At 63.0% G+C, this 486-nt stretch carries 1 protein-coding gene; it reads left to right on the top strand.

Annotated features, from left to right (window positions below):
* A partial coding sequence (locus IMZ11_RS43885; protein WP_228649653.1) for a hypothetical protein occupies positions 1-386 on the top strand: 386 nt, incomplete at its 5' end.
* Positions 387-486 lie beyond the last annotated feature (100 nt).

Genomic DNA, 486 nt, shown 5'->3' with positions numbered 1-486 from the left:
GTTACATCGGCATTCAGCCGGCGAGCACCGGGAGCAAGCTCACCCACGCCGACCAGGCCGTCGGGATCAACCACATCGCGCTGTGGGCCCGAAACCGCAAGGAAGTGGACCGCTTTCATCGCGAGTTCCTGATCGCCGGGGGGATCCCGGTCACCGATGAACCCAAGGACTATCCGCAGTACTGGCCCGGCTACTACGCGGTGTTCTTCGATGACCCGATCAACGGAATCCACTGGGAGTTGGCCTGGGTGCCGAAAATCCCTTCGCCGCATCAGATCTGGTCGTTCTACCGGACCATGCGGGCATTCGGGAAGCAGCGCGCCGACCTGGCGAACTCGGTGCCCGGCATCACCCTGCAGGCGATGCGGAGGCTGCCGCGAAAGTGACCGCCGCACTCACCCCAGCGCGACACCCAGTTCCTGGGCGAACACCTTGATCATGTGCTGAACCGCAATTTCGTTGCGGTCGATGATCATGTGGTCGTGC

Source organism: Microtetraspora sp. AC03309 (assembly GCF_020826795.1).
Classification (GTDB): domain Bacteria; phylum Actinomycetota; class Actinomycetes; order Streptosporangiales; family Streptosporangiaceae; genus Microtetraspora; species Microtetraspora glauca.
Note: the sequence above shows the minus strand (reverse complement) of the source record. Positions and strands in the feature narration are given on the sequence as shown.